The 878-nt window shown below is 59.8% G+C and carries 1 protein-coding gene; it reads right to left on the bottom strand.

The genetic code is table 11. The annotated features are described in order from the left end of the window. A partial coding sequence (locus AWM69_RS22660; protein ID WP_218728601.1) for a phage tail protein occupies positions 1-878 on the bottom strand: 878 nt, incomplete at its 3' end.

The raw sequence follows: 878 nt of genomic DNA on the forward strand, positions 1-878 counted from the left end.
TTGCTGGCATCGAGCGCCGGAATATCGCCCTGTATGAGTGATTGCGCCCCCGTCACCAACCCTTTGGCGTTTACTGTGACCTTGCTGTATGTACCTGCCGATATACCCGAATTGGCCAGGGCCAGCTGCACATTGACGTCGCCGCTACCGTCAAACCAGCCCATGCCCGTTGCAGCGCCGCTGAAGGTCCATGCTCGACCGGTCTGCAGCTTGGTGGCTGAGCCTGCATTGCCAGAGGTTGGCCGGCTCAGCGTCCCGGAGGTGATCTTGCTGGCATCGAGCGCAGGAATATCCCCCTGAATGAGCGAGTGCACGCCCGTCACTAACCCTTTTGCATTGACCGTGACCTTGCTGTAAGTACCCGCGAACACACCCGAATCCGCAAGCGTCAGGGCAATGCTGGCATTCGCAGACCCATCAAATGAAGCATCGCCCGTGGCATCGCCCGTCACCGCAATTTTGCGCGCAGTCTTCAGCTTCATCGCGCTGGCCGCCTCACCCTTGGCGATTTCCTCACGCACGGTGTTGACGGTGGCCATGACCAGCGTTGGGTCATCCTGAATCGTGATATTGGCCGTACTGCTGACAAGGATCTGCAGACGGATACCTTGAGTGCGCCCGGTGCCTTGAGCCAGCGTCGGCTTGTAGGTGGCCGGGTAACTGGCCACCGCCACCAGGGCGCCGGTTGAGTCGTACAGCCCGACCTCGCGCACCCACCAACCACCAATGTCTGACGGCAGAATCAGCTCGGCAACAATCACCGGTTTGTCTGCTCGTACCGTCAGACGGTTCAACTTCATCCGCACATTTTCGTGGACCAGTTTTTTCTGCAGTCTCGACGGCAGCGGCGTGACGCCGTTACCGTCACCAACGCCCAT

The organism is Pseudomonas sp. D1HM (genome assembly GCF_019266105.1).
GTDB classification, from domain to species: Bacteria; Pseudomonadota; Gammaproteobacteria; order Pseudomonadales; family Pseudomonadaceae; genus Aquipseudomonas; species Aquipseudomonas taetrolens.